Source organism: Streptomyces sp. A1136, from assembly GCF_004795055.1.
Classification (GTDB): Bacteria; Actinomycetota; Actinomycetes; order Streptomycetales; family Streptomycetaceae; genus Streptomyces.
In genome coordinates this window covers 1-502 of sequence record NZ_SSBJ01000409.1, presented here as the reverse complement: position 1 = coordinate 502, position 502 = coordinate 1, and the positions used below count along the sequence as shown (strand labels likewise).

Genomic DNA, 502 nt, shown 5'->3' with positions numbered 1-502 from the left:
CGGACTGTCCGAGGCGAAGAAACCAGACCTGACAATTGTCAAAAAAGAAATGTTAAACGCGAGCGTGGGCGCGCCGCTGGTGCAATTGCCGGCCTGAATGCATGCCGCGCCACCGAAATGGTGCGGCGCATGAGTTCAGGCTCGCAATGTGCCGATTTGAGGCCGATTCAACGCCGTCGCCGCAAAACCTGCATTGTTGCAGTTTGCCAACGCCAACGCGTATACAGACGGTTGAACAGTTGCGCGTGCTCTTGCGCATCCGCCTCGTCCAGCCCCGCTGCCGCAGACAAACTTCGGTAACGGGCCAACACCGCATCGGCGTAGCCGCCGCGGGCGCAGCGCCCCAGCTCCTTGCCGAGGAAGCGCCGGAACGCCGCCGTCCCGGCGACCTTGTCCATTGCCTTCACGCCGCCTTGCGCCCTTGCGGGCTGGCCAGCGCGACGCAACGGCGTGCCAGGATTTCGGTCGGATCGAGCACCGGGACTTTCTTGCCGCCGACGTC

The 502-nt window shown here is 63.7% G+C and carries 1 protein-coding gene; it reads right to left on the bottom strand.

Annotated elements, in window-relative coordinates; genetic code table 11:
• Positions 1-167: 167 nt before the first annotated feature.
• Positions 168-398 carry a hypothetical protein gene (locus E6R62_RS43530; RefSeq protein ID WP_135008782.1) on the bottom strand — a complete coding sequence of 77 codons (231 nt, stop codon included), beginning with the start codon at positions 396-398 and terminating at the stop codon, positions 168-170.
• Between the last annotated feature and the right edge of the window lie 104 nt (positions 399-502).